Source organism: Helicobacter sp. MIT 14-3879 (genome assembly GCF_003364125.1).
Map to the genome: position 1 here is coordinate 1 of NZ_NXLP01000008.1, position 25297 is coordinate 25297.

The window sequence follows — 25297 nt, forward strand, 5'->3', positions numbered from 1 at the left end:
CTTAATATTATGAAAAGCATTAGTTCCCTATCTTTAAGCTATGCAAATAATGCGATTGATGCCTTTGGCGATGCCTATGAATTCCTAATGACTATGTATGCTAGTAATGCAGGGAAAAGTGGGGGAGAGTTTTTTACACCCCAAGAAGTAAGCAATCTTCTTGTTAGACTAACCCTTCATAATAATCCTAAGCCAAATAAGGTTTATGACCCCGCTTGTGGCTCTGGCTCACTTCTATTACAATATAAGATTTGCATTCAAAAAGACCCAAGATTAGGCTATTTTGGACAAGAGATTAATCACACTACTTATAATCTAGCAAGAATGAATATGTTTTTACACGATGTGGGCTATGAAAAGTTTGATATTTCACTTGGCGATACCTTGATTAACCCCTGTGAAGAGATTAAGAAAGAAGAGCCCTTTGATGCTATCGTCTCTAATCCGCCCTATTCTAAGAATTGGGAGGGTAGTGATAACCCCCTTTTAATAAATGATGATAGGTTTTCTAAAGCAGGCGTCCTAGCCCCAAAGTCTAAGTCTGATTTTGCTTTTATTATGCACTCTCTTTCTTATTTAAGCCAAAAGGGCTGTGCTGCAATAGTAATATTTCCGGGTATTTTATATAGAAGTGGGGCAGAGAAAAAGATTAGACAATATTTAGTTAATAGCAATGTAATAGATTGTATTATCTCTCTTAGTGATAATCTCTTTTTTGGCACAAATATCTCTACTTGTGTGATGGTTTTAAAGAAAAATAAGCCAAATACTTCAATACTATTTATTGATGCAGTCAATGAGCATATAAAAGTTACTAATAAAAATAAGCTAAGCAAAGATAATGTAAATAGAATCTTAGAGTTATATTTAAAGAGAGATAATATCCCTCATATTAGCCAAAATGCCACTTTAGAGCAAATAAAAGCACAGGATTATAACCTAAGTGTAAGTAGCTATGTAGAGCTAGAAGATAAAAGAGAAAATATAGATATATCAGCCCTAAATAATGAGCTAAAAGATATAGTTAAAAATCAAGCAATACTAAGAGAGCAAATAGATTCTATTATCTTAGAGCTAGAGGGGGAAAATAAGGAGGAGAGTAAATGAATAGCATAGAAAAACTACTTGCTAAATTATGCCCCAATGGAGTAGAGTATAAAGAAATAGGAAAGTTATTTCAAATTGCCCCTAAGTCAAAATTAGGACTAAATAAAATTAAAAATTTAGATTCTGGAGAAATAATATGTTTTACAAGCGGGGAGCAAAATTACTTTGTGAATGATTTTTTAGTTAACGGTGAATATTTATTTATGAATGATGGTGGTAGTGCTGACATAAAATATAACAATGGAAAAGCTTATTATACTGACCATGTTTTTGCATTTACTACAAGAGAGTGTAGTGTCAAATTTTTATATTATTTTTTAAAAAGCAAACAAAATATTATTGAAAAAGTTTATTTTGAAGGTGTAGGTCTAAAAAATCTTCAAAAAATAAAGTTTAAAAATTTTAAAATCCCACTACCGCCAATAGAAATACAAAATGAGATTGTAAGGATTCTAGATACTTTTACAGAGTTAGAGAAAGAGTTAGAGAAAGAGTTAGAGAAAGAGTTAGAGAAACGCAAAAAGCAGTATGAATATTATAGGGAGAGCTTACTTAGCTTTGAAAATCTATCCAAACTAAGTAGGGGGGGGGTAGTTAGAACAATGAGCCTAGGTGAAGTATGTAATACTCTAAAAAAAGCTACTTTAAAAACAGATGAATTGAAACAAAAAGGTAAATATCCTGTGATTAATTCAGGTAGAGATTATTACGGATTTTATGATAACTTTAATAATGAAGCAAATGCTTTTACTATTGCTGCTCGTGGTGAATATGCTGGATTTATAAATTTTATGTCAAGCAAATTTTGGGCTGGTGGGCTTTGCTACCCTTATCGTTCAATAGATGAAAATATTTTAAAAACAAAATTTATTTTTTATTATTTAAAGACATTCCAATCTAAAATTATGGATACTTTAGTGGCAAGAGGCTCAATTCCAGCAATTAATAAAAGTGATATTGATAAAAAAATCAAAATCCCACTACCGCCCTTAGAGGTGCAAAATAAAGTTGTAGAGATTTTAGATAAATTTGATGCTTTAGTTAATGACTTAAGCAGTGGAATTCCCGCAGAAATTAAGGCTAGAAAAAAGCAGTATGAATATTATAGAGAAAGCTTACTTAGCTTTGAAAAATTAGAAAATTAAGGATTATTATGCAAACTATAAAAGAAAATTTATTGATTATTTTTAAATTCATCTTTTTTTCATTAAATTCATCTTTTTTTATTGGGTAGATTTTTGGGTAGGCTTTCCCTTCAAAATAAAATCATCGGCTATGAAAATATTAACTCTAGTAGAATCTCACCCACTTCGTGGTGTGGAAAATCAGAAAAAAAGGAAGCAGCTGCTTCCGCTGATTTGAAGCTAGAAGCGGATAAGTGAGGAGGGGGAGGGTAAACCCTTTTGCTAGAAAAAATATAAATTTTAAATTTGTGTTTTACTCAATGAAGTGCATTTATTTTATACCTAAGGCAAAAACTTAAGAGGTTAAAAATAAGAGAATTAAGAGGATAAAAGTTTAAGGGAATAAGAAAAAAGCTATTTATAAGCCAAAATCCCTCTTAAAAAATATAAAAATAAATTAAGGATTAATATGCAAGAACAACAAGATTTAATAGCATTAAATAAATACAATACTATTGTTGCAAACTTTACCCCTAGAAAGATGCAAAGAAAAGGCTTTCAAAGTGAGGCAGAATTAGAAGATAATCTTATAAAAGACTTAAGAGATATGGGCTATGAGTATTTAGACATTAATTCTACAATAGAGCTAGAATCTAATCTAAAAGATAAATTAGAGAGATTAAATAATATTACTTTTAGTAATAGTGAATGGAGTAGATTTTATAAAGAAATCACAACAAAAACTAAGAGTGATAAGATAGAAATGATACAAGTTGATGGATACTCATCCCTCTTAAGTAGAGATGATGGAAGCATTAAAAATATAAAATTTATAGATAAGGAAAATATTAATAATAATTTTTTGCAAGTTATCTCACAGATAAATAATAAAGAGGGGTCTTATAAAAATCGCTATGATGTTAGTTTGCTAGTTAATGGACTGCCATTAGTGCATATTGAGCTTAAAAAAAGAGGGGTTGATTTAAAAGAGGCTTTTAATCAAATAGCAAGATATAATAAAGAGAGTTTTAGCTCTGGGAATGCTCTTTTTGAATTTGTGCATATTTTTGTTATAAGTAATGGCACACAGACTAAATATTATAGTAATACTTTGCGTGATTTATTAAACAAAACTAGTAATGAAAGTAATCATTTTAGCTTTTGCATTACCTTTAGCGATGCTAATAATAAGGCTATATTGGATTTAGAGGATTTTACTCAAACATTTTTTGCAAAGAGAACTTTGCTTAATATCTTATTTAAATATTGTGTTTTTAAAACAGATAGAGAGCTTTTAGTTATGCGTCCCTATCAAATCGCAGCTTGTGAGAGAATCCTAGATAAAATAATAATATCACATAATTATAAGCTCTATGGCACTAGAGATTCTTGTGGGTATATTTGGCACTCCACAGGTAGCGGCAAAACGCTAACTAGTTTTAAAACATCAATCCTTGCAACAAAATTAGGCTATATAAAAAAAGTATTTTTTGTAGTAGATAGGAAAGATTTAGACCATCAAACAATGAAAGAATATAATAAATATCAAGATAAAGCAGCAAACTCTACAAAAAATACAGAGCAGCTTAAAAAATCAATACAAGATATTAATAGTAAGATTATTATTACAACTATTCAAAAACTCTCAATCTTTATCGATAAAAATCCACAATCAAGCATATATAATGAAGAAGTAGTATTGATATTTGATGAATGCCATCGTAGTCAATTTGGAAAAATGCACCAAAATATAATTAAGAGATTTAAGAAATACTATATTTTTGGCTTCACTGGAACGCCAATTTTTGAAGAAAATGCACAAGCTAATAACTATACTACAATAAAAGTTAAAAATGATCAAGGAATTAATGAGGAGAGAGCAGTTCAAGCAACAACAGAGCGTTTATTTGGTAAAGAATTACACTCATATACTATACTAAATGCGATAATGGATAAAAATGTCTTACCCTTTAATTTAGAATATTACTCTACTATGAAAGAAAAAGAAAATATAACAGATGAGGAAGTAAGGGGCATAGATAAAGAAAGTGCTTTAATGAATGAAAAACGTATTGAAAAGATAGTTAGATATATTTTAGAGCATTTTAATCAAAAGACAAAAAGAAATGTTTCAAATATAGGCTTTAATTCTATATTTGCTACCTCTAGCGTGGAGGCAGCAAAGCTATATTACAAGGAGTTTAAAAAGCAGTTAGAAAAAGAAACTAACCCTTTGAATGCTAGAAAAGTTGGCATTATTTATAGTTATGTTGCTAACGATGATAGAGATGAGATAGATGATGGTGCTGATAGCTTGGATTCTAAGCGATTTTTAGAAGACGCTTTGAGGGATTATAATAAAATGTTTAAGAGTAATTATAGTTTATCAGATTTTGATGCGTATTATAAAAATGTTTCAGAGAGGGTAAAAAATAGAGAGCTTGATATATTAATCGTAGTAAATATGTTTCTTACAGGCTTTGATTCAAAATATATTAATACGCTTTGGGTTGATAAAAATCTTTATTTTCACGGGCTTTTACAAAGCTTTTCAAGAACTAATAGAATCTTAAATGATGTTAAAAAATTTGGCAATATTGTATGTTTTAGAAATCTGCAAGAAGCAACAAATGAGAGTTTAAAGCTCTTTGGTGATAAGGAAGCAAGAAATATTGTCTTACTTAGAACTTTTAGAGAGTATTTAGAGGGTTATAGTGATAGTGATGGCAATTATAATAAAGGCTATAATGAGCTAGTAGAAGAGCTAAAAGATAGATTTGATTTAGCTAAATTCCCACTTAATACAAATAATGATAAAAAAGAATTTATAAGTTTATTTAATGAGATTTTGAAACTAGAAAATATTTTAAATGTATTTGATGAATTTAGTGATAATAATATCTTAGATGAGGCACTAAAGCAAGATTATCAAAGCCATTATATTAGCCTTTATAATGAACTAAGAGGGGATAATGAAAAAACTCCAATTAATGATGATTTAGTATTTGAAATAGAGCTTATTAAGCAAGTAGAAGTCAATGTAGAATATATTTTAATGCTATTAGAAAAATATTACAAAGACCAAAACCAAGAATATAGAAATAAGATTCTAAAAAGCATTGAATCAAGTCTAACTTTGCGTAATAAGATTGATTTATTAAGAGAATTTTTAGAATTAATAGAATCTACAAAGAGTAATGAAGATTTTAATAATTTATTTAAAGATTTTATAAAAGAAAAGTATTATTATGAATTTAATAAAATTATAAAAGAAGAGAATTTATCTAGTGAAACTACTAGCGAATTTATGCAGCACTCTTTTGAAAATAATAAATTCCAAGATAAAGGAGGAGATATAGATAGGATAATCAAACTTCCACTTTTTGCTCAAAATCAATTAGAAATTGAAAATAAAAGACAAAACATTATTTATAGACTTAAGAGTTTTTTTGAGAGATTTATAGACCTTGGAATCTTAAATATCATTAATAATAATTAAAATATTTTTATTTTAAAAAGCTTGACAATAAAATATTTTTGCTGGTATGATTTTGCCTATGAAAACTAAAATTACTCTATCTTATACTATATTTTGGCGTTTCTAACGCCTACTACATAAACTACTAATAATACACAATCAAAATATATTAATTATCAAGGAAAAAATAATGTATCCTAGTATTGAAATAATAAAGAATATGAATCTTAGAGGTTATAAACGTTTTCCTCTAATAAAGGAAATTTATGCAGATTTTATTACGCCAATTGAGGCTATGAGAATACTTAAAATAAATAGCACCCATTGCTTTTTATTAGAGAGTGTGGAGCAAAAAAAACATTGGGGGAGATATACTTTTTTAGGCTTTAATCCAACTCTTCAAATTACTGCAATAAAGGGTAAGGTAAGCATACAAGAGGGTAGTAGCATAAAAGAAAGCAATGATATTAAATTAGCTATAAGAGAAATTTTATCTAAATATAAAACGCCAAAAATACAAGATTTGCCAATTTTTACAGGTGGGTTAGTTGGCTTTTTTTCTTATGATTATATTAGATATAATGAAACTAGGCTTGATTTTGATTTATATGATAGTGATTTTTTAGATGTTGATTTAATGTTATTTAATGATTTAATTGTATTTGATAATTTTAAACAAAAAATAATGCTTATTGCAGGAGTGATACTTGAGGATTTGGAGAATTCATACAAAAATGCAATAGATAAGATTGAGAATATAGAGGCGTTATTAAAAAAACCCTGTGATAAAAATATAGAGCCTTTTTATTTAGATTCTACTCTAAAGTATGATTTTTCTGAAAGCAAATATTTTCAAATGGTTAAACAAGCAAAGCAATATATTTATGAGGGTGATATTTTTCAAGTTGTGTTATCTAATGCTATGAGAGGTAAAGCTAGAGGAAGCCTTTTTGATGTATATAGAGTATTAAGGACTATTAACCCCTCTCCATATATGTTTTATTTCTCAAGTAATAATATTGAAATTGCTGGGGCTTCCCCTGAAACGCTTGTTAGACTTCAAGATTCAAAGCTTTATACATATCCACTAGCGGGAAGTCGTAAAAGAGGACAAAATGCAAAAGAAGATGAATTACTTAAAGAGGAATTATTGAATGATACAAAAGAACTTGCAGAGCATAATATGCTAGTAGATTTAGGTAGAAATGATATTGGTAAGGTTTCAAAAATTGGTAGTGTTGAGGTTGAAAAATATATGAATGTTGAGCAATATTCACATATTATGCACATTAGCTCAACAATTTGTGGAGAAATTAGAGATGATAAAGATGCACTTGATGCGCTTGATGCAATCCTTCCTGCAGGAACTCTCTCTGGTGCTCCTAAAATTAGGGCTTGTGAAATTATTAATGAACTAGAAGGCAATTCTAGAGGTATATATGGAGGGTCAATTGGTTATCTTGATTTTTCAGGAAATATGGATATGTGTATAGCTATAAGATTAGTTTATAAAAAAGATAATAATATTTGTGTGCGTTCAGGGGCTGGTGTCGTCTATGATAGCGAGCCAAAAAGTGAATTTTTAGAATGTAATAATAAAGCAAAAGCTTTGCTAGATGCATTAAATTTAGCACAAGGTGGCTTAGAATGATAATTTTAATTGATAATTATGATAGTTTTTCATATAACCTATATCAGCTTCTTGGGCAATTTAGAAAAGATATTAAAGTTATTCGCAATGATGAATGCACTTTATTAAAGTTAGAATCTTTATCTCCTAGTCTTATTGTTATTTCTCCTGGACCTGGAAAGCCTCAAGATTCTGGAATCTGCATTGAGGCAATTTTACATTTTGCTTCAAAAGTGCCTATTTTTGGAGTATGTCTTGGACATCAAGCTATAAGTGTAGCTTTTGGTGCTAAAGTTACTTACGCTAAAGAATTAATGCATGGCAAAACTTCAATTATTGATGTTGATACTTCATCTTGTATGTTTTTTAATTTTCCAAAGCAAATACAAGTAGCTCGTTATCATTCACTCTGCACTTTGAGAGATAATCTTCCAAAATGTCTAAAAATAACTGCAACTAGCCCTAGTGGAGAGATTATGGCATTAGAGCATACTAAATATCCAATTTATGGGGTGCAATTTCACCCAGAATCCATAATGACGCCTCTTGGAAAAGATATATTGGCAAATATTTTAAAGGTTATAAAATGATTAAAGAGGCAATTTTAAAGCTTGTAAAAAAACAAGACCTTAGTTTTAGTGAGGCAAAAATTGTAATGGATGAGATTATGGAGCAAAAAGCAAGTATTGCACAAATAGCTTCATATCTTACAGCTTTAAGTATTAAAGGAGAGAGTGTAGATGAAATTACAGCTTGTGCTTCTAGCTTGCGTTCTCATTGTGTAGGGCTTGTTTATAATAAAGATATTTTGGAGATTGTTGGCACAGGTGGAGATGGCTCAAATTCTTTTAATATCTCTACAACTGCTTGTATTATTGTTTCAGCAGCTGGTATTCCTATTGCAAAGCACGGAAATAGAGCTTCTTCTTCAAAATGTGGTTCAGCAGATGTGTTAGAGGAGCTAGGAGTAAATATTATGCTATCTAAGGAGCAAAGTCAAAAGTTACTACAAGAAATCAATATTTGCTTTCTTTTTGCACAAAATTATCATATTGCTATGAGGCATGTTGCACCTATTCGTAAAGAATTAGGAATTAAGACTATTTTTAATATTCTTGGACCTTTATCAAACCCAGCAAGTGCAAATATGCAGTTAATGGGTGTATATGAAGAATCTTTAGTTGAACCTCTTGCAAAAGTGTTAAATAACCTTGGTGTAAAATATGGAATGGTTGTATATGGGCTAGATGGCTTAGATGAAATTTCTACAAGTAATAAAACAAAAATATGTGAAATTTTTAATAATACACTTAAAACCTACACTATAAGTCCTAAAGATTTTGGCTATAAAATTTATGATAAAAGAAATTTATTAGGTGGGAGTGCTAGAGATAATGCAAAAATTATAAAAGATATATTATTAGGAGAAGAGAGGGGGGCAAAAAGGCAAGCAGTTTGTCTAAATGCTGGTGCAGCCTTATATATAGCAAGGAAAGTTCCTGATATAAAATCAGGGGTAATTATGGCTGAAAAGATTATTGATAGTAAATTGGCTTTAAAAAAGCTTGAAAGTTTTATAAAAGAGAGTAATAAAATATGAATATATTAGATAGGATAATAGAAACTACAAGAGAGAGAATTAGCAAAGATAAAAAAGCTATTAGTTTAAATCAAATAAGAGAAATTGCAGAATCTAAAAAAGATTCTTCTTTTTTATTTCAAAAAGCCATAAGTAAAAAAGGCTTAAATTTTATTTGTGAGGTAAAGAAAGCTTCTCCTTCTAAAGGTATGATTGTAGATGAGTTTTCTCCAAAAGATATTGCATTAGAGTATCAAAATATAGGAGTAGATGCAATCTCTTGTCTAACAGAGCCACATTATTTTATGGGTAAAGATGAGTATTTAAGAGAAATTAAGGAATGTGTTAATATTCCTATTTTACGAAAAGATTTTATTATTGATGAATATATGATATATCAAGCAAAAGCTTTAAAGGCTAATGCCATTTTGCTTATAGCAGCAATATTGGATAAAAATAAACTAAAAGATTATTTATCCATAGCTAATTCTTTAGGTCTTTGTGTGCTTGTTGAAACTCATAATGAAGCTGAAATTGCTAATGCACTTTTTGCAAATGCTAATATTATAGGTGTAAATAATAGAGATTTAAAAACTTTTAAAGTAGATATACAAACAAGCCTTAGACTTAAAAAAATATTGCCTAATGATATTATCTTTGTGTCTGAAAGTGGTATAACAACAAGAAAAGATATTTTAGAGTTAGAAAAAATCAATACAAATGCAGTGCTAATTGGAGAGTGGCTTATGACACAAAGTGATAGACAAAAAGCATTGCAGATACTTAAAGGTATATTGTGAAAATCAAAGTATGTGGGTTATTTAGGGAACAAGATATAGATTATGTAAATATTCTTAAGCCAAGTTTCATAGGCTTTGTTTTTGCTAAAAGTAAAAGAGAAGTAAAACCTAGTTTTGCTAGAATCCTGAAATCAAAATTAAATGATTCTATTAAAGCCATTGGAGTTTTTGTAAATAGTGATATAGATTTTATATTAAATCTAATAGATTCTAATGTTATTAGTTTAATCCAACTTCATGGAGATGAAAATAATGACTTTATAGAAAACTTAAAATCTAAAAGAAATATTATAATTATTAAGGCTATTAAGGTTAATAGTGTAGAATCTATCCTTAAAAGTAGAGATTCTTTAGCAGATTTTTTGTTATTTGATAATTTAAAAGGTGGAAGTGGAGAAAGCTTTAATTGGGATTATTTGTCGCAGGCACAAAAAAGAGGTTTTAAAAGAGAATATTTTTTAGCAGGTGGGCTTAATGTAGATAATATACAACAAGCATTATCATTAAAGCCTTATTGTGTAGATATTTCTGGTGGATTAGAAACGAATGGAATAAAAGATTTTAATAAAATGAAGTCTTTTATATACAAAGTAAGAGGGATACATAATGAATAAAGGATATTTTGGAAAATATGGTGGTATGTTTATACCAGAAACTCTAATGAGTGCGATATTAGAGCTAGAGAGTGCATTTAATTATTATAAAAATGATGAGAGTTTTAATAAAGAATTACAAAGTTTGTTTAATAATTATGCAAATAGACCCTCACCACTTTACTTTGCCTCACGTATGAGTGATGATTTAAAAGGAGCTAAGATTTATCTTAAAAGAGAAGATTTAAATCATACAGGTTCGCATAAGATTAATAATGTATTAGGTCAGGTTTTACTTGCTAAAAAAATGGGTAAAACTAGAATTATAGCAGAGACAGGGGCTGGACAACACGGAGTAGCTACGGCAACAGCAGCAACACTTCTAAATATGGAGTGTGAAATTTTTATGGGTAAAGAAGATATAAATAGACAGGCTTTAAATGTTTATAAAATGAAATTGTTAGGTGCAAAAGTGCATTGTGTAGATAGTGGAACAGCTACGCTTAAAGATGCCGTATCACAGACATTAAGGGAGTGGAGTGTAAGGATTGATGATACCCACTATGTTATAGGTTCGGTTATGGGTCCTCATCCTTTCCCTATGATTGTTAGGGATTTTCAATCTATTATTTCAAGAGAAATTAAACAACAAATATTAGATATTGAAAATAAACTTCCAAATTTTGTTATAGCCTGTGTTGGGGGAGGTTCAAATGCAATTGGTGCATTCTACCATTTTATACAAGATAAAGAAGTTGAATTAATTGGTTGTGAGGCTGGTGGAAGAGGTGTTGATACACTAGATACGGCAGCAAGTATTACAATAGGAAAAGTAGGTATTTTTCACGGAATGAAATCATATTTTTGTCAAAATGAATATGGACAAATAGCACCTGTTTATTCTATATCAGCGGGGCTTGATTATCCTGGTGTTGGACCAGAGCACGCATATTTAAATGATATAAAAAGAGCAAAATATATTCCTATATGTGATAATGAAGCAGTATTTGCATTTGAATATTTATCAAAAATGGAGGGAATAATCCCTGCTATTGAGAGTGCTCACGCAATAGCTTATGCTATAAAAATAGCACCAAAATTATCTAAAGATAAAATTATAATTATTAATCTTTCAGGTAGAGGAGATAAGGATTGTGCTGCAATAGCAAAATATAATGGAGAAAATATTAATGAGTAATATATACAAAGCATTTAGTAATGGAAAAGCTTTTATACCATTTATAACTTGTGGAGACCCTACTTTAGAGGTAACAGAAAAAATAATTTATGAAATGGTAGAAAATGGTGCAGATTTAATAGAGCTAGGAATTCCGTTTTCTGACCCCATTGCAGAGGGGATTGTTATACAAAGTGCAAATAAAAGAGCTTTAGAAAATGGTGTAACTACTGATAAAATATTTTGTATGCTTGAGAGCGTAAGAAAAAAAACTTCTATTCCAATAGTATTTATGACTTATGCAAATGTAATTTTTTCTTATGGTAGGGAAGATTTTATGAAAAACGCAAACAGCCTCTTAATTGATGGCATAATCTTACCTGATGTGCCATATGAAGAAAAAAATGAATTTGAGTCATTTTGTAAAAAATATAATATGGATATTATCTCATTTATTGCTCCTACCTCTAAAAACCGCATACATACTATTGCACAGAATGCAAGTGGATTCTTATATTGTGTTTCATCTCTTGGTGTAACAGGAATAAGAGATAATATAAGCACAAATATTTTAGACATAATAAATGTTGCTAAAAGATCGACAAAAATTCCAATAGCAGTAGGATTTGGGATTAAAACACCACTTCAAGCAAAGCAAGTATCTAAATATGCTGATGGTGTGATTGTTGGGAGTGCTATTGTAAAACTTTGTGAAAAATATGGCAATGATTGTATAAAGCATATAGGTTTATATATAAGAGAGATGAAATCTGCAATCATTTAGTTTATAAATTTTTAAAATATAAGTGAGAATTTAAGTTTTGTGTTTAAAAAGATATGGCAGAGAGGAAGGGATTCGAACCCTCGAAAGCTTTCACTTTACACGCGTTCCAGGCGTGCTCCTTCAACCACTCGGACACCTCTCTAAAATTATAATAATAACAGATAATAATTTAAAATCTAGTTTAAAACAGATTCAAATATTACACCATCAAAGCCTAGCATAGCAGCATTTTCAATACTGCTTTCATCATTTATAATATATAGAATCTTACTATCAAAAAAATAATCATTAGCAATCTTTTGGCTATTTTCTGCAATATTTTTTTCTCTTACTAAAATATATTTTGCATCTAAATTTGAATATATTATTAAATCAGTTATATTTGATATTTTCACTGCATACTTTATCTCATTATCTTTACAATAATTTGCTATTTTATAATCAGATTCAAAATATACTATTTCATTTGCATTTGTATTATTAATATCTTCTATATTTTTTATATTTTTAAATATTGGGTGTTTTATAGCCTTATGACCAATTATTATCATTAATATCCTTTCCTTGATTATGGTTATTAATTTAGTATTGGATTCTAGCAATTATTTTATTAGAATCTAGCAATATTTTAATTTAAAGAGGTTTTTTAATGCTTTGTGTTTTTGATTGCGAGAGTGTGCCAGATGTTGAGCTTTTAAGAGAGATTTATAATTATAGCGGAAGTGATATTGAAGTTTGTAATAAAGCTTTAGGAGTAGATGATAATGTGGGTTATAGCACATTTCTTCCATTGCCATTTCATAAGATTATTTCTATTTCATGTTTAATTTGTGATGATTTTGGACGCTTTATAAAAATAGGTAATTATGCTCTAGATTCTAAAGATGAAAAGAAGATTTTGAGTGAATTTTTAAAATATTTAAATAATAAAAATCCAAAGTTAATTAGCTTTAATGGCAGAAGTTTTGATTTACCACTTATAATGCTTAGAGCAATGAAATATAATCTTAATGCTAGTGCGTATTTTGAACAAGATAATATAAAGTTTAATAAAAATAAATGGGATAATTATAGGACTAGGTATAGTGAGAATTTTCATATTGATTTATTAGATTCTCTTGGTTCCTTTGGTATGGCTAAGAATATGAAGCTTGATGTATTATGTAAGATGTTAAAAATACCCGGTAAATTTGATGTAAGCGGAGATGATGTATTTAGGCTTTATTATGAAGAAAAATATCATATCATAGATGAGTATTGCCAAAGCGATGTGTTAAATACTTATTGGTTATTTTTAAAATACCAACTTTTACAGGGTAAGATTTGCATTGATGAGTATATGGAGTTACTTAATATATTTTTAGATAAGATTCCAAAAGATAAAAATTATAGCAATGTTTTTATAGCTTCATTAAAAGAAAGCTTAGAAAGGCTAAATTAATGTTTTTAAGAGATATAGATAGATACTCAAAGCTAAGATATGAGATTAGGGCTTATGTATGTTTTATATTTGAGCAAAATATAAAAAACTACATGCCAAATGTGTCAATTAATAATACTAAAAATGCACTAGATAGAATTAGTAAAGAAATTAAAATTTTTGATTCTCTTTATATTATTAGCTCTGATGGAATATTGTTAGAAAATATTAAATCAAAATATGTAGATTCTAAAGAAAATATCCAAAATATAGATTTATCAAATAGGGTATATTATTATGAGAGTTTAAGGGAAAAGAGAAGTATTATAACTGACCCATATCCATCAAGATTTGGTGGGCACTTGGTAGTAACTGCTACATATCCTATCTATAAAAATAATGGCGAATTAGTTTGTATTGCTTGTATTGATATTCCTCTAAAAGAGGCTCTAAATTTAACCTCCCCTGCATCTATTTATAATTTTTTTTCAATTATTAGCACAATAATATATAGTATTTTATCTATTGCCTTATCTTTTATAGCAATACTCCTTATAGCAAAAGGAGTAAGCAGCCTTTTTAGTGCATTAGAACATTTTAATAATTTAAATATTGAAGAGATATTTGAATCTACAATTCTTTTAACATTATCTTTAGCTATTTTTGACTTAGTAAAGGCAATATTTGAAGAGGAGGTTTTAGGAAAGAGTACCAATGATAGCAATAAAACTATACATAAAACTATGATGAGATTTCTAGGTTCTATAATTATTGCTATTGCCATTGAGGCTTTAATGCTTGTGTTTAAATTTACAATTACAGAGCCAAGCAAGCTTCTTTATGCAGTTTATTTAATGGGCGGAGTATTCTTATTATTGATAGGACTTTCAATTTATATTAAATTTGCATATACTGCTTTATATTATAAAAAACAAGTGAAAGAAAATGAAGGTTAATAAACCTAAAGTTGCTATATTAAATTACAATATAGGTAATCTCTCAAGTATAAAAAATGCTTTATTGTCTTTAGACATATCAGCAGATATTATATATAATGCAGAAGATGTTAATAAATTTGATAGGCTTATTTTACCGGGCGTTGGTGCATTTGGTAGTGCAATAGAACATTTAAATAAAAGTGGAATGAGTGAAGCAATAATAGAGGCTACTAAAAATGGTAAATATATACTTGGAATTTGCCTTGGAATGCAGCTTTTATTTGATAAAAGTTTTGAATTTGGAATTCATAAGGGATTAGGTCTTATTTCAGGCGAAGTTATAAGATTTGACAATAACCTAAAAATTCCACATATCGGTTGGAATGCTATTGAGATTATACAATCTAGTCCGATTTTAGAGGGTCTTAATAGCGGAGATTTTTTATATTTTGTGCATAGCTTTTATGTTAAGCCTAATATTAGGGATAATATTCTTGCAGTGTGTGATTATGGAGATGAATTTAGTGCAATGGTTTGTAAAGATAATATTTTTGGTATTCAGCCTCATCCAGAAAAAAGCTCAAAATTAGGATTGATGATATTAAAAAATTTTGTGGAGTTAAGATGACAATAATACCAGCAATAGATTTAAAAGATGGACAAGTAGTTAGACTTACAAAGGGAGATATTAATAGCTCCAAAGTATATGGAGAGGCACTTTTTTTTGCAAAAGAGTTTGAAAAAATGGGTGCAGAATGGATACATATAGTTGATTTAAATGGAGCTTTTATTGGAGAACCAAAGAATTTAGATGAGATTATTAAGATTCGCAAATCCTGTAATTTAAAAATAGAATTGGGTGGTGGAATAAGAGATGAAGATACTATAAAAAAATATATTGATATAGGAATAAATAGAGTAATTTTAGGTTCGGTTGCAATTAAAAATCTTGATTTTACTTTTAAAATGATAGATAAATATCCAATAGTTTTAGGCATTGATGCTAAGAATGGAAAGGTTAGCACAGATGGTTGGGCAAATATAAGTCAAGTTGATGCAGTATCTTTTGCAAGGCAATTTAGAGGTAGCAAACTTGAGGCAATAATTTGCACAGATATCTTGCACGATGGTATGCTAGATGGTATAAATATTAATTTTAGTGAAAGTATAGCAAAAGAGAGTGGAATTAATACTATTGCAAGTGGTGGATTTAGCTCTATAATTGAAATAGATAAAGTTTTTAAAAATAGTATAATTAATGGTATTATAGTTGGTAAGGCGTTTTATGAAGGCAAAGTTAATTTAGAAGAAATTTTTAAAAAATACACTTAACTTAAAAGAATATTATGATATTATTTTGTGTTTTATTTGTATAAAAGGAGAATAGATTGAAATTGCTTGTTGTTGATGATAGTTCCACAATGAGAAGGATTATTAAAAATACACTCCAAAGACTTGGCTATGATGATATTTTAGAGGCAGAACACGGGCTTCAAGCATGGGAATTGATTGACACAATTGAGGGAATTAAAGTTTTAATTACTGATTGGAATATGCCAGAGATGAATGGGCTTGATTTAGTCAAAAAAGTTCGTTCTGATAGTAGATTTACAGATATACCAATTATTATGGTGACCACAGAGGGTGGTAAAGCAGAGGTAATTACAGCATTAAAGGCGGGTGTTAATAATTACATAGTTAAGCCATTTACTCCACAAGTTTTGAAAGAAAAATTAGAAGTAGTTTTAGGTGTTAATGACATTTAAAATATTATGATGGGATTTTATTTTGAAGTTTGTATTACTCCAAATTATTTTAGTGATATATTTGCGAGTGAAATTATAGATTTTACAAAAGAGGCAATAGAACAGATAAATAACAATTCTTCTACAACTATTATTATTCGTGCAGATATCTCACTTTCAAAAATAAATCTATTATTAAATAGACTCCAAGATTTAAGTAATAAATTAAGTGTTATAAACAATATTGATGTAAATTTTACACATACAATTATAAAAAAGCAAAATAAAGATTGGGTTGATGAATATAAAAATTCTATCACTCCTATACAGTGTTGTAGATTTTATATACGCCCTCCTTGGGGAGATATATTAGAATCTACTAATATTTCTTTTAAAAATAATAAAACAGATAATATAATTGAAATTATTTTAGAGCCATCTTTAGCCTTTGGTTCAGGTCATCATAGCAGCACTTCTATGTGTATAGAGGCTTTAGAAAGTTGTAAATATAGTGAAAATACTACATTATTAGATGTTGGTTGTGGAAGTGGAATCTTGGCTCTATGTGCAAATAAGCTTGGTGCTAGTGTTTATTTATGTGATATTGATGAGTTAGCAGTTAATGAGGCAAAGAAAAATTTTTTAAACAATAATGCTATAATTAGTGCAATTTGGCACGGAAGCATAAACACTAATGCAAACAATAAAGATAAATATGATATAGTTACGGCTAATATAATTGCATCTGTTTTAATAGAACATAGTTTAGAATTAATTGCTTCTTTAAAAGATAACGGAATTTTAATTTTATCTGGAATCTTAGATATATATGAAGATTCTGTATTAGAATGTTTTAGAGAATTAAAATTAATAGATAGGAAATATGATAAAGAATGGATTTGTCTAAAATTACAAAAATATTAAGGAATAATTATGAAACAAAATAATCAAAATAACAAGCCAAACGCTCCATTTGGTGGGAATCCAATAGTAGTATTTGCTATTTTCACAATTATTGCTATTTTGCTTTTTAAGGTTTTTTCGCCAAGTGAAGGTGATTCAATTATAAGTGGTGCTTCTACACAAACTATAAGTTATTATGATTTAAAAAAGAAAATTGAAAACAAAGAAATTACCCAAGTAAGCATTGGACAAACAATAATAAAAGCTCAAGGGATGCAAAATGATCAAAAAGTAATTTATAATGTAAGAAAAGTTAGTGATAGCTCCTTAGTTCCTCTTTTGGAAGAAAAAAACATTCCATATGGTGGTTTTAGTGAGACAAATTGGTTTACAGATATGCTAGGTTGGCTTATTCCTGTATTTATTATTATTGCTATTTGGATGTTTATCGCTAGTAGAATGCAGAAAAATATGGGAAATGGAATTTTTGGTATGGGAAATTCAAAGAAGTTAGTCAATGTTGAAAAGCCAAAAGTTAGATTTGATGATATGGCAGGAAATAAAGAAGCAAAAGAGGAAGTGGTAGAAATTGTTGATTTCCTAAAATATCCAGATAGATATGCAAATATTGGAGCAAAGATTCCTAGAGGAGTGTTGTTAGTAGGACCTCCGGGAACAGGTAAGACACTTCTTGCTAAGGCTGTTGCAGGTGAGGCTAGTGTGCCATTTTTTTCAATGAGTGGTAGCAGTTTTATTGAAATGTTTGTAGGTCTTGGTGCTAGTCGTGTTAGAGATTTATTTGATATGGCAAAGAAAGAAGCACCTAGTATTATTTTTATTGATGAAATTGATGCTATTGGTAAATCTCGTGCAGCAGGTGGAATGATTAGCGGTAATGATGAGAGAGAACAAACATTAAATCAATTATTAGCTGAGATGGATGGTTTTAATTCTGATACATCTCCTGTCATAGTGTTAGCAGCTACTAATCGCCCTGAAGTTCTTGATCCAGCACTTCTTAGACCAGGTAGGTTTGATAGACAAGTTTTGGTAGATAAGCCGGATTTTAATGGTAGAGTAGAGATACTAAAGGTCCATATTAAGTCTGTTAAATTAAGTAGAGATGTTGACTTGCAAGAAATTGCTAGACTTACTGCGGGGCTTGCAGGAGCTGATTTAGCTAATATTATTAATGAGGCAGCACTTTTAGCAGGTCGTGCCAATAAAAAGGAAGTAAGCCAACAGGATTTTAGGGAAGCAGTTGAGCGAAGTATAGCTGGTTTAGAGAAGAAATCTCGTAGAATCTCTCCAAAAGAAAAGAAAATTGTAGCTTATCACGAAAGTGGGCACGCTGTTATTGCTGAAATGACAGAAGGTGCTAGTAGGGTAAATAAAGTTTCAATTATTCCTCGTGGTATGGCTGCACTTGGATATACATTACATACTCCAGAAGAGAATAGATATTTAATGCAAAAACATGAGCTAATAGCTGAAGTAGATGTTCTTTTGAGCGGTAGAGCAGCAGAAGATGTGTTTTTAGGTGAGATTTCAACAGGTGCTAGTAATGATTTAGAACGAGCAACAGATATAATAAAATCTATGGTTAGTTATTATGGAATGACTGATGTAAGCGGCCTTATGGTATTAGAGAAACCTAGAAATAATTTTTTAGGTGGAGGTTTAGGCTCTCAAAGAGAGTTTAGTGAAAAAACTGCCGAAGAAATGGATTTATTTATAAAAAACACTCTAGACTCTCGCTATAAATTTGTAAAACAAACATTAAGTGATTACAAAGAAGCTATTGAGATTATGGTAAAAGAGCTTTTTGAAAAAGAAGTAATTGAAGGAAGTAGAGTTAGAGATATTATATCTGATTTTGAATGTAAGCATAATATACCAACTAGATTAGTAAAAAGAAAAAATATAGATGAAGATTGAAGCTTAAAGAGTAAGTAAGTGAATAAACCTAAAAATAGACAAACGACTAATCAAATTATTGCAAAAGAAGGTTTTAAACCTACTTTGTTATGTTTAGTTTTAATACTTTTTTTTATTTTGCTAGATTTATATTTTTTTACATTACTTGCTTTAGCACTGCTTGTTTTTGTGATTATTTCATTTAGAAACACTGAAAGGATTCCAGAATCTAGAAACCAAAATGCAATTATATCACCTTGTGATGGGGTAATTAAAGATGTTTTTATTAATAATGATAAAACTTCATTATTAATAAAAATCAATATTTTTGATAATGGAATTTTTAGAATTCCAATGTATATTGATAGAATAGAATCTATATTTAAGTTTGGATTATTTATTAAAGATAATAATAAAGAATTAAAGGAAATTCTAAATACAAAACATAGCATTAAGGGTATTAAAAATAATAATATTGTTTTTGAGATAACGCTTTTACCAGAGTTTTGGAATAAAGTTAGCATTTATGAGGTAGATTCTGCATTCATAGGGGATAGATTAGGTTTTATAAAATATGGATATTTATCACTATGTATCAATAAGCCATCAAAATTAAAAATAAGTAGGGGTGATAATGTATTTGCAGGAGAAACATTGTTAGGAAGATTGTTATGAAAATTAATCCTCTTTATATCATTCCAAATCTTTTTACAGCTATGAGTGCTTTTTTAGGAATATCAAGTATTATTTATGCTTCAAATGGAAAGATAGAATTTGCTTGTTGGTTGGTTATTGTTTCAATGATATTGGATGGACTTGATGGTAGAGTTGCAAGAATTACAAATACATCTTCTAAGTTCGGGGTTGAATTTGACTCGCTTTGTGATATGGTAGCATTTGGATGTGCTCCTTCTATACTCTTATACTTATCAATAGGTAATCAATATGGTCGTTTAGGGCTTGTAGTAAGCTCATTATTTGTGGTTTTTGGTGCTATTAGACTAGCTAGGTTTAATATAATAATAACCAATGAAACTAGCAATTATTTTATAGGACTTCCTATTCCGTCTGCTGCTATTTTTGTAGTAACTATGTTAATTCTAAAAGATAGATATAATATATTTTTGGAATATGAATTTATACTTTTGGCTTTTAGTTTTATTGTTGGAATTTTAATGGTTAGCAATATACGCTATCCTAATTTTAAACATATAAAATGGAATTTAAGCAAGATGATAATATTAATTATCTTGCTTTCTGTGATTTTTATTCATCCAATAGAAAGTATTTTTATTCTCATTACTTTATATATTATATTTGGAATAATTAGATATATTTATATCTTAATTTCTAAAGTAATTTTTAGAAAATAATAATTTTAGGATAAACAATGAAAGAAATAATAAAAATTTTTGATACAACATTAAGAGATGGAGAGCAAAGTCCGGGTGCTTCTATGAATATAGAAGAAAAAGTTAGACTTGCAGTTCAATTAGAAAAATTGGGAGTTGATATTATTGAGGCAGGTTTTGCTGCATCAAGTCCTGGAGATTTTGAGGCTATTAGGGAGATTTCTAAAGTTTTATCAAAATCTTGTGTTTGTTCGCTTGCTCGTGCAATGGAAAAGGATATAGAAGCAGCTGCTAATGCTACACAAGGTGCTAAGTTTAGGAGAATCCATACTTTTATAGCAACAAGCCCAATTCATATGAAATATAAGCTTAAATTAAGTCCAAATGATGTTGTTAAGAAAGCTGTAGATTCTGTTAAATATGCTAAAACTTTGGTAGATGATGTTGAGTTTTCCTGTGAAGATGCATGTAGAAGTGATATAGGATTTTTAAAAGAGATTTTATCTAGTGTTATTGAGGCTGGAGCAACTACATTAAATATTCCTGACACTGTTGGATATAGGCTTCCAAATGAGATTGCAAATACTATAAAAGAACTTCATGACTTTATTGGCAATCGTGCAATTTTATCAATTCATTGTCATAATGACTTAGGTTTAGCAGTGGCTAACTCATTAGAGGCTATTAAAAATGGCGCTAGACAAATTGAATGTACCATTAATGGGCTAGGGGAGAGGGCTGGGAATAGTGCTTTAGAAGAGATTGTTATGATTTTAAAAACAAGAAATGATTTATTTAATAATTTTGAAGTAAATATTAATACGAAAGAAATATACTCTACAAGCAAACTTGTAAGCGATATTACAGGTATTCGCCCACAGCCAAATAAAGCAATTGTTGGAAAGAATGCTTTTGCTCACGAGAGTGGAATTCACCAAGATGGTATGTTAAAGCACAGAGAAACATATGAAATTATTTCTCCTATTGATATTGGTATAGAATTAGATTCTACACTTGTTTTAGGTAAACATTCAGGGAGGGCAGCATTTAAAGATAAAGCTGTTAGCTTGGGATTTGTGTTAAATGATAATGAGATAAATAACGCATTTGATAAATTTAAAGCTTTGTGTGATAGCAAAAAAGAAATTTTTGATGATGATTTGCGTGAAATACTTGGCGAGGAAGTTACTCATATACCGCAAGTATTTAGCTTAGATGTTATACAAGTTAGTATTTGTTCTAGCGGAAAATTCTGTGCTGCAATTAGTATTATAAAAGATGGTGTAGAGTATAGCGATAGTGCATTAGGAAATGGTGCTGTTGATTGCATTTTAAAAAGTATAGATAGAATTAGCGGAATAAAGGGATTACTAAAGGATTATAAAGTAGAAGCAGTTACTAGTGGTAGAGATGCTCTTGCAAAAGTTGTTGTAAAAGTGGAATTTGAGCCAAATAAGCCAGCATTAATTGGACACGGACTTGATATAGATACGATGAGTGCTACTGCTAAGGCATATATTGGAGCATTAAACAGCTATTTAAGTATGAAGGATTTAATAACTTCTAAAGAAGGCACAATGCTTTTAGAAAGAATCTAGCTATGATTCTAGGCATTTAGGTGAGCAATAGTATTTAGAATCTTTTATTATTGCTTCAGTTTTTACTACATAAGTTTTGCATTTAGCACATTCTATTAGCTCAAATGAATCCTTGTTTTCTCCATCTGGTTTTATTTTCTTTCTAAAAAATATAAGATAAATCAATAAAACAGTTCCTATAAATATTAATGCTTTTCCCATTTTAACACTCCAATTTTTGTTTATAAAAATAAAATACCTTTTTATCTTTCATTTTTTCTTTAAACTCATTACTTCCTTTATAGAACAAAAAATATCCATCATCACTTAATAAATGACTTGAGAGGAATATTAGATTCTGTGTTTTATCAAATGCCCTTGAAGTTATCAAATCACACTTGTTTTCTAAAATAATATTTTGTATTCTATCTTTTATTATTATGATATTTTTTAATCCTAGTTTTAGAGATATTGTTGTTAAAAAACTAACTCTTTTATTATTTGGCTCTACTAATATAAATTTACTATTATGTTTTATTACTGCTAAGCAAATACTAGGGAAGCCACAGCCACTGCCAATGTCAAGTGCTATTTTAAAATCTTTAATAAAATCTAATGGAGTAATAGAATCTATTATATTAGATTCTAAATCATCTTTATTTGCGTATCCTGTGATATTATGTGTTTTGTTCCATTTTAATAATTCATTACAAAATAGGTTAAAACTCTCTTTGTGTTTTAAAAATAATTCATTCATATTATTAGCATTCCATCACCATAGGAATAAAATCTATATTGATTTTCTTTTGCAATTTCATATATACTTTTTGTTTTGCTTAATCCTATGAAGCTAGACACAAGCATTAAGAGTGTAGATTTTGGTAAATGAAAATTAGTAAGAAGATATTTTGTTTTTAATGGAGGATTTAGAGGATGTATGAAAATATCACATTCTCCATTTAGAATTTTTGTTTTTGTATAGTATTCCACACATCTAGTAGCAGTAGTTCCAATACATAAAATTTTTTTTGCATTATCTATTTTTTCTTTAGCAATATCGCTTATGAAATAATCTTCTTTATGTATTTTATGTTTTGTAATATCATCTGCTTCCACATTAAAGAATGTTCCAGCACCAATGTGTAGTGTGATAAAACAATGATTTAGTTTTTTAATTTTATTAATATCATTTTTACTAAAATGCAATGAAGCAGTAGGAGCAGCAATAGAGCCTAAATTTTTTGCAAAAACACTCTGATAATTAAGCCTATCATTTATATCATCTTTTCGTTTTATATATGGTGGAAGAGGCGTATGTCCAATAGATTCTAGAATTTTAAACAAATTTATAGAATCTAATAATTTATTATTTTTGTAAAATTCTACAATTCTAAGACCATTATCTTTTAACTCTAAAATATTGCAAATTAAATTATCATCAAACTCTAAAATATCATTAACTTTAACTTTGCCTTTTATTTGCACTAAAAATTTATTTTTTTTTATTGTTTTATGATAAAGTAGCTCTATTTTTGCTCCACTTTGTTTTTTCCCATATATTCTTGCAGGGAGGACTTTTGTATCATTTAATACTATTAAGCAATCTTTAGGGATAAAGTCAAAAAAATATTTAAAGCTTGTATGGATAACTTTATCTTCATTTTTTTTATAAACTAAAAGTTTTGCTTTACTTTTTGGGTAGATAGGATTTTTCGCTATTAGTTTTTGTGGAAGGTTATAGTTGTAGGCTTCAAGGTTAGTTTCTATCTTCATACTAAATCTTTTTCTGGATTTACAAATTTAACAATAATTATTGAAACTCCATAAAGAATAATTAAGGGTATTGCCATTAAAAATTGTGTGCTAACATCTGGTGGCGTTAAAAATGCTGCTAATATAAATATTAAAACAATTGCAATTCTAAAAAATTTAATTAATGTTTGATCTGTGATTAGCCCGAGTTTTGCTAGAAAATAAGATATTACAGGTAGCTCAAATGAAATACCAAATCCAATCATAGTCTTAGCAAAGAAACCTGCATAATATCCAATACTAGGCATAGCACTGAATTGCTTTGAATCTCCAAAATTAATCAAATAATCAAGCCCAAATGGAAACACTATGTAATATGCAAATGCAGCTCCTGTTACAAACATTAATGTCCCAAAAAAAACAAATGGAAGGATTAATTTTTTTTCATTTGAATATAATCCAGGAGCGATAAAAAGCCAAATTTGCCAAAAAATAATAGGTGAAGAAATTACAAATCCCGCAAAAAATGATACTTTGACTGCAGTAATAAATCCCTCTCCAACTTGTAAAAATACAGGCTTTACATTATTAGGAAGCACTTTTATTAATGGCTCAAGCATCCAACTTAAAATATATTCATTAAAATTAAAGCATATAAAAAACATCACAATAAGGCAACTAACAGATATTATAAGTCTTTTTCTTAAATCTATTAAATGTGGTTTTAGCTCTTCAAGCATTTTTAGTCTCCAAATTACTTTTTCTTTTTATCTTTAGAATCTTTTTTCTTATTTTTTTTATTTTTAGATGATTTCTTTTTAGATTTTTTTTCTTTAATTATGTTATCTTCTTGTATAGAATCTGCATAGTTTTTTGTAGGAAATTCTTCTATTTTTTTAATTTTTGGTTTTAGATTTTTATAGGTATTATAAGTTTTATTTTGTATATCCTTACCTTTAACTGATAACTCATCTAATGAGATTGATTTTGATTCTATGTTATTTGATATATTGGAATCTAGAGGTTCATTTAGTGCATTAGTAGTTTTTATTGTATTTACCTCTTCTTTTATTTCTTGTAAATTTTGATTTAATTCTTCTTCTATTTCTTTGATATTTGTATCTTTTAGTATATTATTTTTTAAATTTATTGCATTTTCTTCAAAATTTTTTTTGTATTCTAAGGCATTTTCTTTTATTTCGCTTAAGTGTATTTCTCTATCTAGGGTGTCTTTTGCATCATTTATGGTTTTTTTAATTGCTTTTAAGAATTTTGCTATTTTTACAAAAGCTTGTGGAAGTTTATCTGGACCTAGAAAAATAACTGCTATAATAGCAATAACTAATATTTCGCCAAATGAAAAATCAAGCATATAAACCCTTAATTTCTAGAGATAAGAATTAATAAAAATGTATTGTATC

Annotated in this window: 27 protein-coding genes and 1 tRNA gene; 21 read left to right on the forward strand and 7 right to left on the reverse strand. The window is 28.8% G+C overall.

Annotated features, from left to right (window positions below; translation table 11 throughout):
* From CQA44_RS05995 to trpA, 11 genes are all read left to right on the forward strand, one after another.
* A partial coding sequence (locus CQA44_RS05995; RefSeq protein WP_115546382.1) for a type I restriction-modification system subunit M occupies positions 1–1107 on the forward strand: 1107 nt, incomplete at its 5' end.
* Positions 1104–2252 (forward strand): restriction endonuclease subunit S, encoded by a 1149-nt coding sequence (locus CQA44_RS06000; RefSeq protein WP_115546383.1) that lies wholly within the window; start codon positions 1104–1106, stop codon positions 2250–2252. The genes CQA44_RS05995 and CQA44_RS06000, both read left to right, overlap by 4 nt.
* Before the next feature lie 93 nt (positions 2253–2345).
* A complete protein-coding gene (locus tag CQA44_RS12525; RefSeq protein ID WP_181881803.1) occupies positions 2346–2489 on the forward strand; it encodes a hypothetical protein in 144 nt (47 codons plus the stop codon).
* A 211-nt stretch (positions 2490–2700) separates the two neighbouring features.
* On the forward strand, positions 2701–5730 hold the full coding sequence (locus tag CQA44_RS06005) for a type I restriction endonuclease subunit R (RefSeq protein WP_115546384.1): 3030 nt from the start codon (positions 2701–2703) through the stop codon (positions 5728–5730).
* 169 nt (positions 5731–5899) lie between these two features.
* Positions 5900–7360: an anthranilate synthase component I family protein gene (locus tag CQA44_RS06010; protein ID WP_115546385.1), complete on the forward strand. Its 1461-nt coding sequence runs from the start codon at positions 5900–5902 to the stop codon at positions 7358–7360.
* The gene (locus CQA44_RS06015) at positions 7357–7929 is read left to right on the forward strand and encodes an aminodeoxychorismate/anthranilate synthase component II (protein ID WP_115546386.1); all 573 of its coding nucleotides are present in this window, start codon (positions 7357–7359) and stop codon (positions 7927–7929) included. The genes CQA44_RS06010 and CQA44_RS06015 overlap by 4 nt, the downstream gene beginning before the upstream one ends.
* Positions 7926–8939, forward strand: coding sequence for an anthranilate phosphoribosyltransferase (trpD, locus tag CQA44_RS06020; protein ID WP_115546387.1), 1014 nt, complete (start codon positions 7926–7928; stop codon positions 8937–8939). Before CQA44_RS06015 ends, trpD begins: the two co-directional genes overlap by 4 nt.
* Positions 8936–9718, forward strand: coding sequence for an indole-3-glycerol phosphate synthase TrpC (gene trpC, locus CQA44_RS06025; protein ID WP_115546388.1), 783 nt, complete (start codon positions 8936–8938; stop codon positions 9716–9718). Before trpD ends, trpC begins: the two co-directional genes overlap by 4 nt.
* On the forward strand, positions 9715–10332 hold the full coding sequence (locus CQA44_RS06030; RefSeq protein WP_115546389.1) for a phosphoribosylanthranilate isomerase: 618 nt from the start codon (positions 9715–9717) through the stop codon (positions 10330–10332). The genes trpC and CQA44_RS06030 overlap by 4 nt, the downstream gene beginning before the upstream one ends.
* Entirely contained in the window at positions 10325–11509 is a 1185-nt protein-coding gene (trpB, locus tag CQA44_RS06035) for a tryptophan synthase subunit beta (protein WP_115546390.1), read from the forward strand. The genes CQA44_RS06030 and trpB overlap by 8 nt, the downstream gene beginning before the upstream one ends.
* Positions 11502–12272: a tryptophan synthase subunit alpha gene (trpA, locus tag CQA44_RS06040; protein ID WP_181881804.1), complete on the forward strand. Its 771-nt coding sequence runs from the start codon at positions 11502–11504 to the stop codon at positions 12270–12272. The genes trpB and trpA overlap by 8 nt, the downstream gene beginning before the upstream one ends.
* 54 nt (positions 12273–12326) lie before the next feature.
* On the opposite strand, the gene CQA44_RS06045 is transcribed toward trpA, so the two are convergent.
* Both CQA44_RS06045 and CQA44_RS06050 read right to left on the reverse strand, forming a co-directional pair.
* Positions 12327–12414 (reverse strand) — tRNA-Ser (locus CQA44_RS06045).
* Positions 12415–12448: 34 nt separating this feature from the next.
* Complete coding sequence (locus CQA44_RS06050; protein WP_115546392.1) at positions 12449–12823, reverse strand: hypothetical protein; 375 nt, start codon at positions 12821–12823, stop codon at positions 12449–12451.
* A 98-nt stretch (positions 12824–12921) separates the two neighbouring features.
* Here CQA44_RS06050 and CQA44_RS06055 point away from each other — a divergent pair, with 98 nt between their 5' ends.
* Genes CQA44_RS06055 through CQA44_RS06100 form a run of 10 tightly spaced genes read left to right on the forward strand, consistent with a single transcriptional unit; the run spans position 12922 to position 22145 of the window.
* On the forward strand, positions 12922–13713 hold the full coding sequence (locus CQA44_RS06055; protein WP_115546393.1) for a 3'-5' exonuclease: 792 nt from the start codon (positions 12922–12924) through the stop codon (positions 13711–13713).
* On the forward strand, positions 13713–14648 hold the full coding sequence (locus tag CQA44_RS06060) for a PDC sensor domain-containing protein (protein WP_115546394.1): 936 nt from the start codon (positions 13713–13715) through the stop codon (positions 14646–14648). Before CQA44_RS06055 ends, CQA44_RS06060 begins: the two co-directional genes overlap by 1 nt.
* Complete coding sequence (gene hisH, locus CQA44_RS06065) at positions 14638–15258, forward strand: imidazole glycerol phosphate synthase subunit HisH (protein ID WP_115546395.1); 621 nt, start codon at positions 14638–14640, stop codon at positions 15256–15258. The genes CQA44_RS06060 and hisH overlap by 11 nt, the downstream gene beginning before the upstream one ends.
* On the forward strand, positions 15255–15962 hold the full coding sequence (gene hisA, locus CQA44_RS06070; protein WP_115546396.1) for a 1-(5-phosphoribosyl)-5-[(5-phosphoribosylamino)methylideneamino]imidazole-4-carboxamide isomerase: 708 nt from the start codon (positions 15255–15257) through the stop codon (positions 15960–15962). The genes hisH and hisA overlap by 4 nt, the downstream gene beginning before the upstream one ends.
* Before the next feature lie 56 nt (positions 15963–16018).
* Positions 16019–16396 (forward strand): chemotaxis response regulator CheY, encoded by a 378-nt coding sequence (locus CQA44_RS06075; RefSeq protein WP_115546397.1) that lies wholly within the window; start codon positions 16019–16021, stop codon positions 16394–16396.
* Positions 16397–16405: 9 nt separating this feature from the next.
* A complete protein-coding gene (locus CQA44_RS06080; protein ID WP_181881805.1) occupies positions 16406–17299 on the forward strand; it encodes a 50S ribosomal protein L11 methyltransferase in 894 nt (297 codons plus the stop codon).
* Between the two features lie 9 nt (positions 17300–17308).
* Positions 17309–19216, forward strand: a complete 1908-nt coding sequence (gene ftsH, locus CQA44_RS06085; protein WP_115546399.1) for an ATP-dependent zinc metalloprotease FtsH — start codon at positions 17309–17311, stop codon at positions 19214–19216.
* Between the two features lie 18 nt (positions 19217–19234).
* The gene (locus tag CQA44_RS06090) at positions 19235–19870 is read left to right on the forward strand and encodes a phosphatidylserine decarboxylase (RefSeq protein WP_115546400.1); all 636 of its coding nucleotides are present in this window, start codon (positions 19235–19237) and stop codon (positions 19868–19870) included.
* Positions 19867–20568, forward strand: a complete 702-nt coding sequence (gene pssA, locus CQA44_RS06095; protein ID WP_115546401.1) for a CDP-diacylglycerol--serine O-phosphatidyltransferase — start codon at positions 19867–19869, stop codon at positions 20566–20568. The genes CQA44_RS06090 and pssA overlap by 4 nt, the downstream gene beginning before the upstream one ends.
* A 17-nt stretch (positions 20569–20585) precedes the next feature.
* The gene (locus tag CQA44_RS06100; protein WP_115546402.1) at positions 20586–22145 is read left to right on the forward strand and encodes a 2-isopropylmalate synthase; all 1560 of its coding nucleotides are present in this window, start codon (positions 20586–20588) and stop codon (positions 22143–22145) included.
* On the opposite strand, the gene CQA44_RS06105 is transcribed toward CQA44_RS06100, so the two are convergent.
* From CQA44_RS06105 to tatB, 5 genes are read right to left on the reverse strand one after another with little or no spacing between them, the layout of a single operon-like run.
* Positions 22146–22346: a PP0621 family protein gene (locus CQA44_RS06105; protein ID WP_115546403.1), complete on the reverse strand. Its 201-nt coding sequence runs from the start codon at positions 22344–22346 to the stop codon at positions 22146–22148. It lies immediately after the preceding gene.
* Between the two features lies 1 nt (position 22347).
* Positions 22348–22881, reverse strand: coding sequence for a 16S rRNA (guanine(527)-N(7))-methyltransferase RsmG (rsmG, locus tag CQA44_RS06110; RefSeq protein WP_115546404.1), 534 nt, complete (start codon positions 22879–22881; stop codon positions 22348–22350).
* A complete protein-coding gene (gene queA, locus CQA44_RS06115) occupies positions 22878–23897 on the reverse strand; it encodes a tRNA preQ1(34) S-adenosylmethionine ribosyltransferase-isomerase QueA (protein ID WP_115546405.1) in 1020 nt (339 codons plus the stop codon). Before queA ends, rsmG begins: the two co-directional genes overlap by 4 nt.
* Entirely contained in the window at positions 23894–24616 is a 723-nt protein-coding gene (tatC, locus tag CQA44_RS06120; RefSeq protein ID WP_115546406.1) for a twin-arginine translocase subunit TatC, read from the reverse strand. The genes queA and tatC overlap by 4 nt, the downstream gene beginning before the upstream one ends.
* 14 nt (positions 24617–24630) lie before the next feature.
* A complete protein-coding gene (tatB, locus tag CQA44_RS06125) occupies positions 24631–25248 on the reverse strand; it encodes a Sec-independent protein translocase protein TatB (RefSeq protein ID WP_115546407.1) in 618 nt (205 codons plus the stop codon).
* Positions 25249–25297: the final 49 nt, after the last annotated feature.

Bases quoted from the DNA above. Each gene is read 5' to 3' on its own strand.
- pssA (WP_115546401.1), top strand. From the start codon at position 19,867: ATGAAAATTAATCCTCTTTATATCATTCCAAATCTTTTTACAGCTATG.
- trpD (WP_115546387.1), top strand. From the start codon at position 7,926: ATGATTAAAGAGGCAATTTTAAAGCTTGTAAAAAAACAAGACCTTAGT.
- ftsH (WP_115546399.1), top strand. From the start codon at position 17,309: ATGAAACAAAATAATCAAAATAACAAGCCAAACGCTCCATTTGGTGGG.
- queA (WP_115546405.1), bottom strand. From the start codon at position 23,897: ATGAAGATAGAAACTAACCTTGAAGCCTACAACTATAACCTTCCACAA.
- hisH (WP_115546395.1), top strand. From the start codon at position 14,638: ATGAAGGTTAATAAACCTAAAGTTGCTATATTAAATTACAATATAGGT.
- tatB (WP_115546407.1), bottom strand. From the start codon at position 25,248: ATGCTTGATTTTTCATTTGGCGAAATATTAGTTATTGCTATTATAGCA.
- CQA44_RS06080 (WP_181881805.1), top strand. From the start codon at position 16,406: ATGGGATTTTATTTTGAAGTTTGTATTACTCCAAATTATTTTAGTGAT.
- CQA44_RS06100 (WP_115546402.1), top strand. From the start codon at position 20,586: ATGAAAGAAATAATAAAAATTTTTGATACAACATTAAGAGATGGAGAG.
- CQA44_RS06050 (WP_115546392.1), bottom strand. From the start codon at position 12,823: ATGATAATAATTGGTCATAAGGCTATAAAACACCCAATATTTAAAAAT.
- hisA (WP_115546396.1), top strand. From the start codon at position 15,255: ATGACAATAATACCAGCAATAGATTTAAAAGATGGACAAGTAGTTAGA.
- CQA44_RS06015 (WP_115546386.1), top strand. From the start codon at position 7,357: ATGATAATTTTAATTGATAATTATGATAGTTTTTCATATAACCTATAT.
- tatC (WP_115546406.1), bottom strand. From the start codon at position 24,616: ATGCTTGAAGAGCTAAAACCACATTTAATAGATTTAAGAAAAAGACTT.
- CQA44_RS06060 (WP_115546394.1), top strand. From the start codon at position 13,713: ATGTTTTTAAGAGATATAGATAGATACTCAAAGCTAAGATATGAGATT.
- CQA44_RS06105 (WP_115546403.1), bottom strand. From the start codon at position 22,346: ATGGGAAAAGCATTAATATTTATAGGAACTGTTTTATTGATTTATCTT.
- trpC (WP_115546388.1), top strand. From the start codon at position 8,936: ATGAATATATTAGATAGGATAATAGAAACTACAAGAGAGAGAATTAGC.
- CQA44_RS06000 (WP_115546383.1), top strand. From the start codon at position 1,104: ATGAATAGCATAGAAAAACTACTTGCTAAATTATGCCCCAATGGAGTA.
- CQA44_RS06055 (WP_115546393.1), top strand. From the start codon at position 12,922: ATGCTTTGTGTTTTTGATTGCGAGAGTGTGCCAGATGTTGAGCTTTTA.
- rsmG (WP_115546404.1), bottom strand. From the start codon at position 22,881: ATGAATGAATTATTTTTAAAACACAAAGAGAGTTTTAACCTATTTTGT.
- trpA (WP_181881804.1), top strand. From the start codon at position 11,502: ATGAGTAATATATACAAAGCATTTAGTAATGGAAAAGCTTTTATACCA.
- trpB (WP_115546390.1), top strand. From the start codon at position 10,325: ATGAATAAAGGATATTTTGGAAAATATGGTGGTATGTTTATACCAGAA.
- CQA44_RS06010 (WP_115546385.1), top strand. From the start codon at position 5,900: ATGTATCCTAGTATTGAAATAATAAAGAATATGAATCTTAGAGGTTAT.
- CQA44_RS06005 (WP_115546384.1), top strand. From the start codon at position 2,701: ATGCAAGAACAACAAGATTTAATAGCATTAAATAAATACAATACTATT.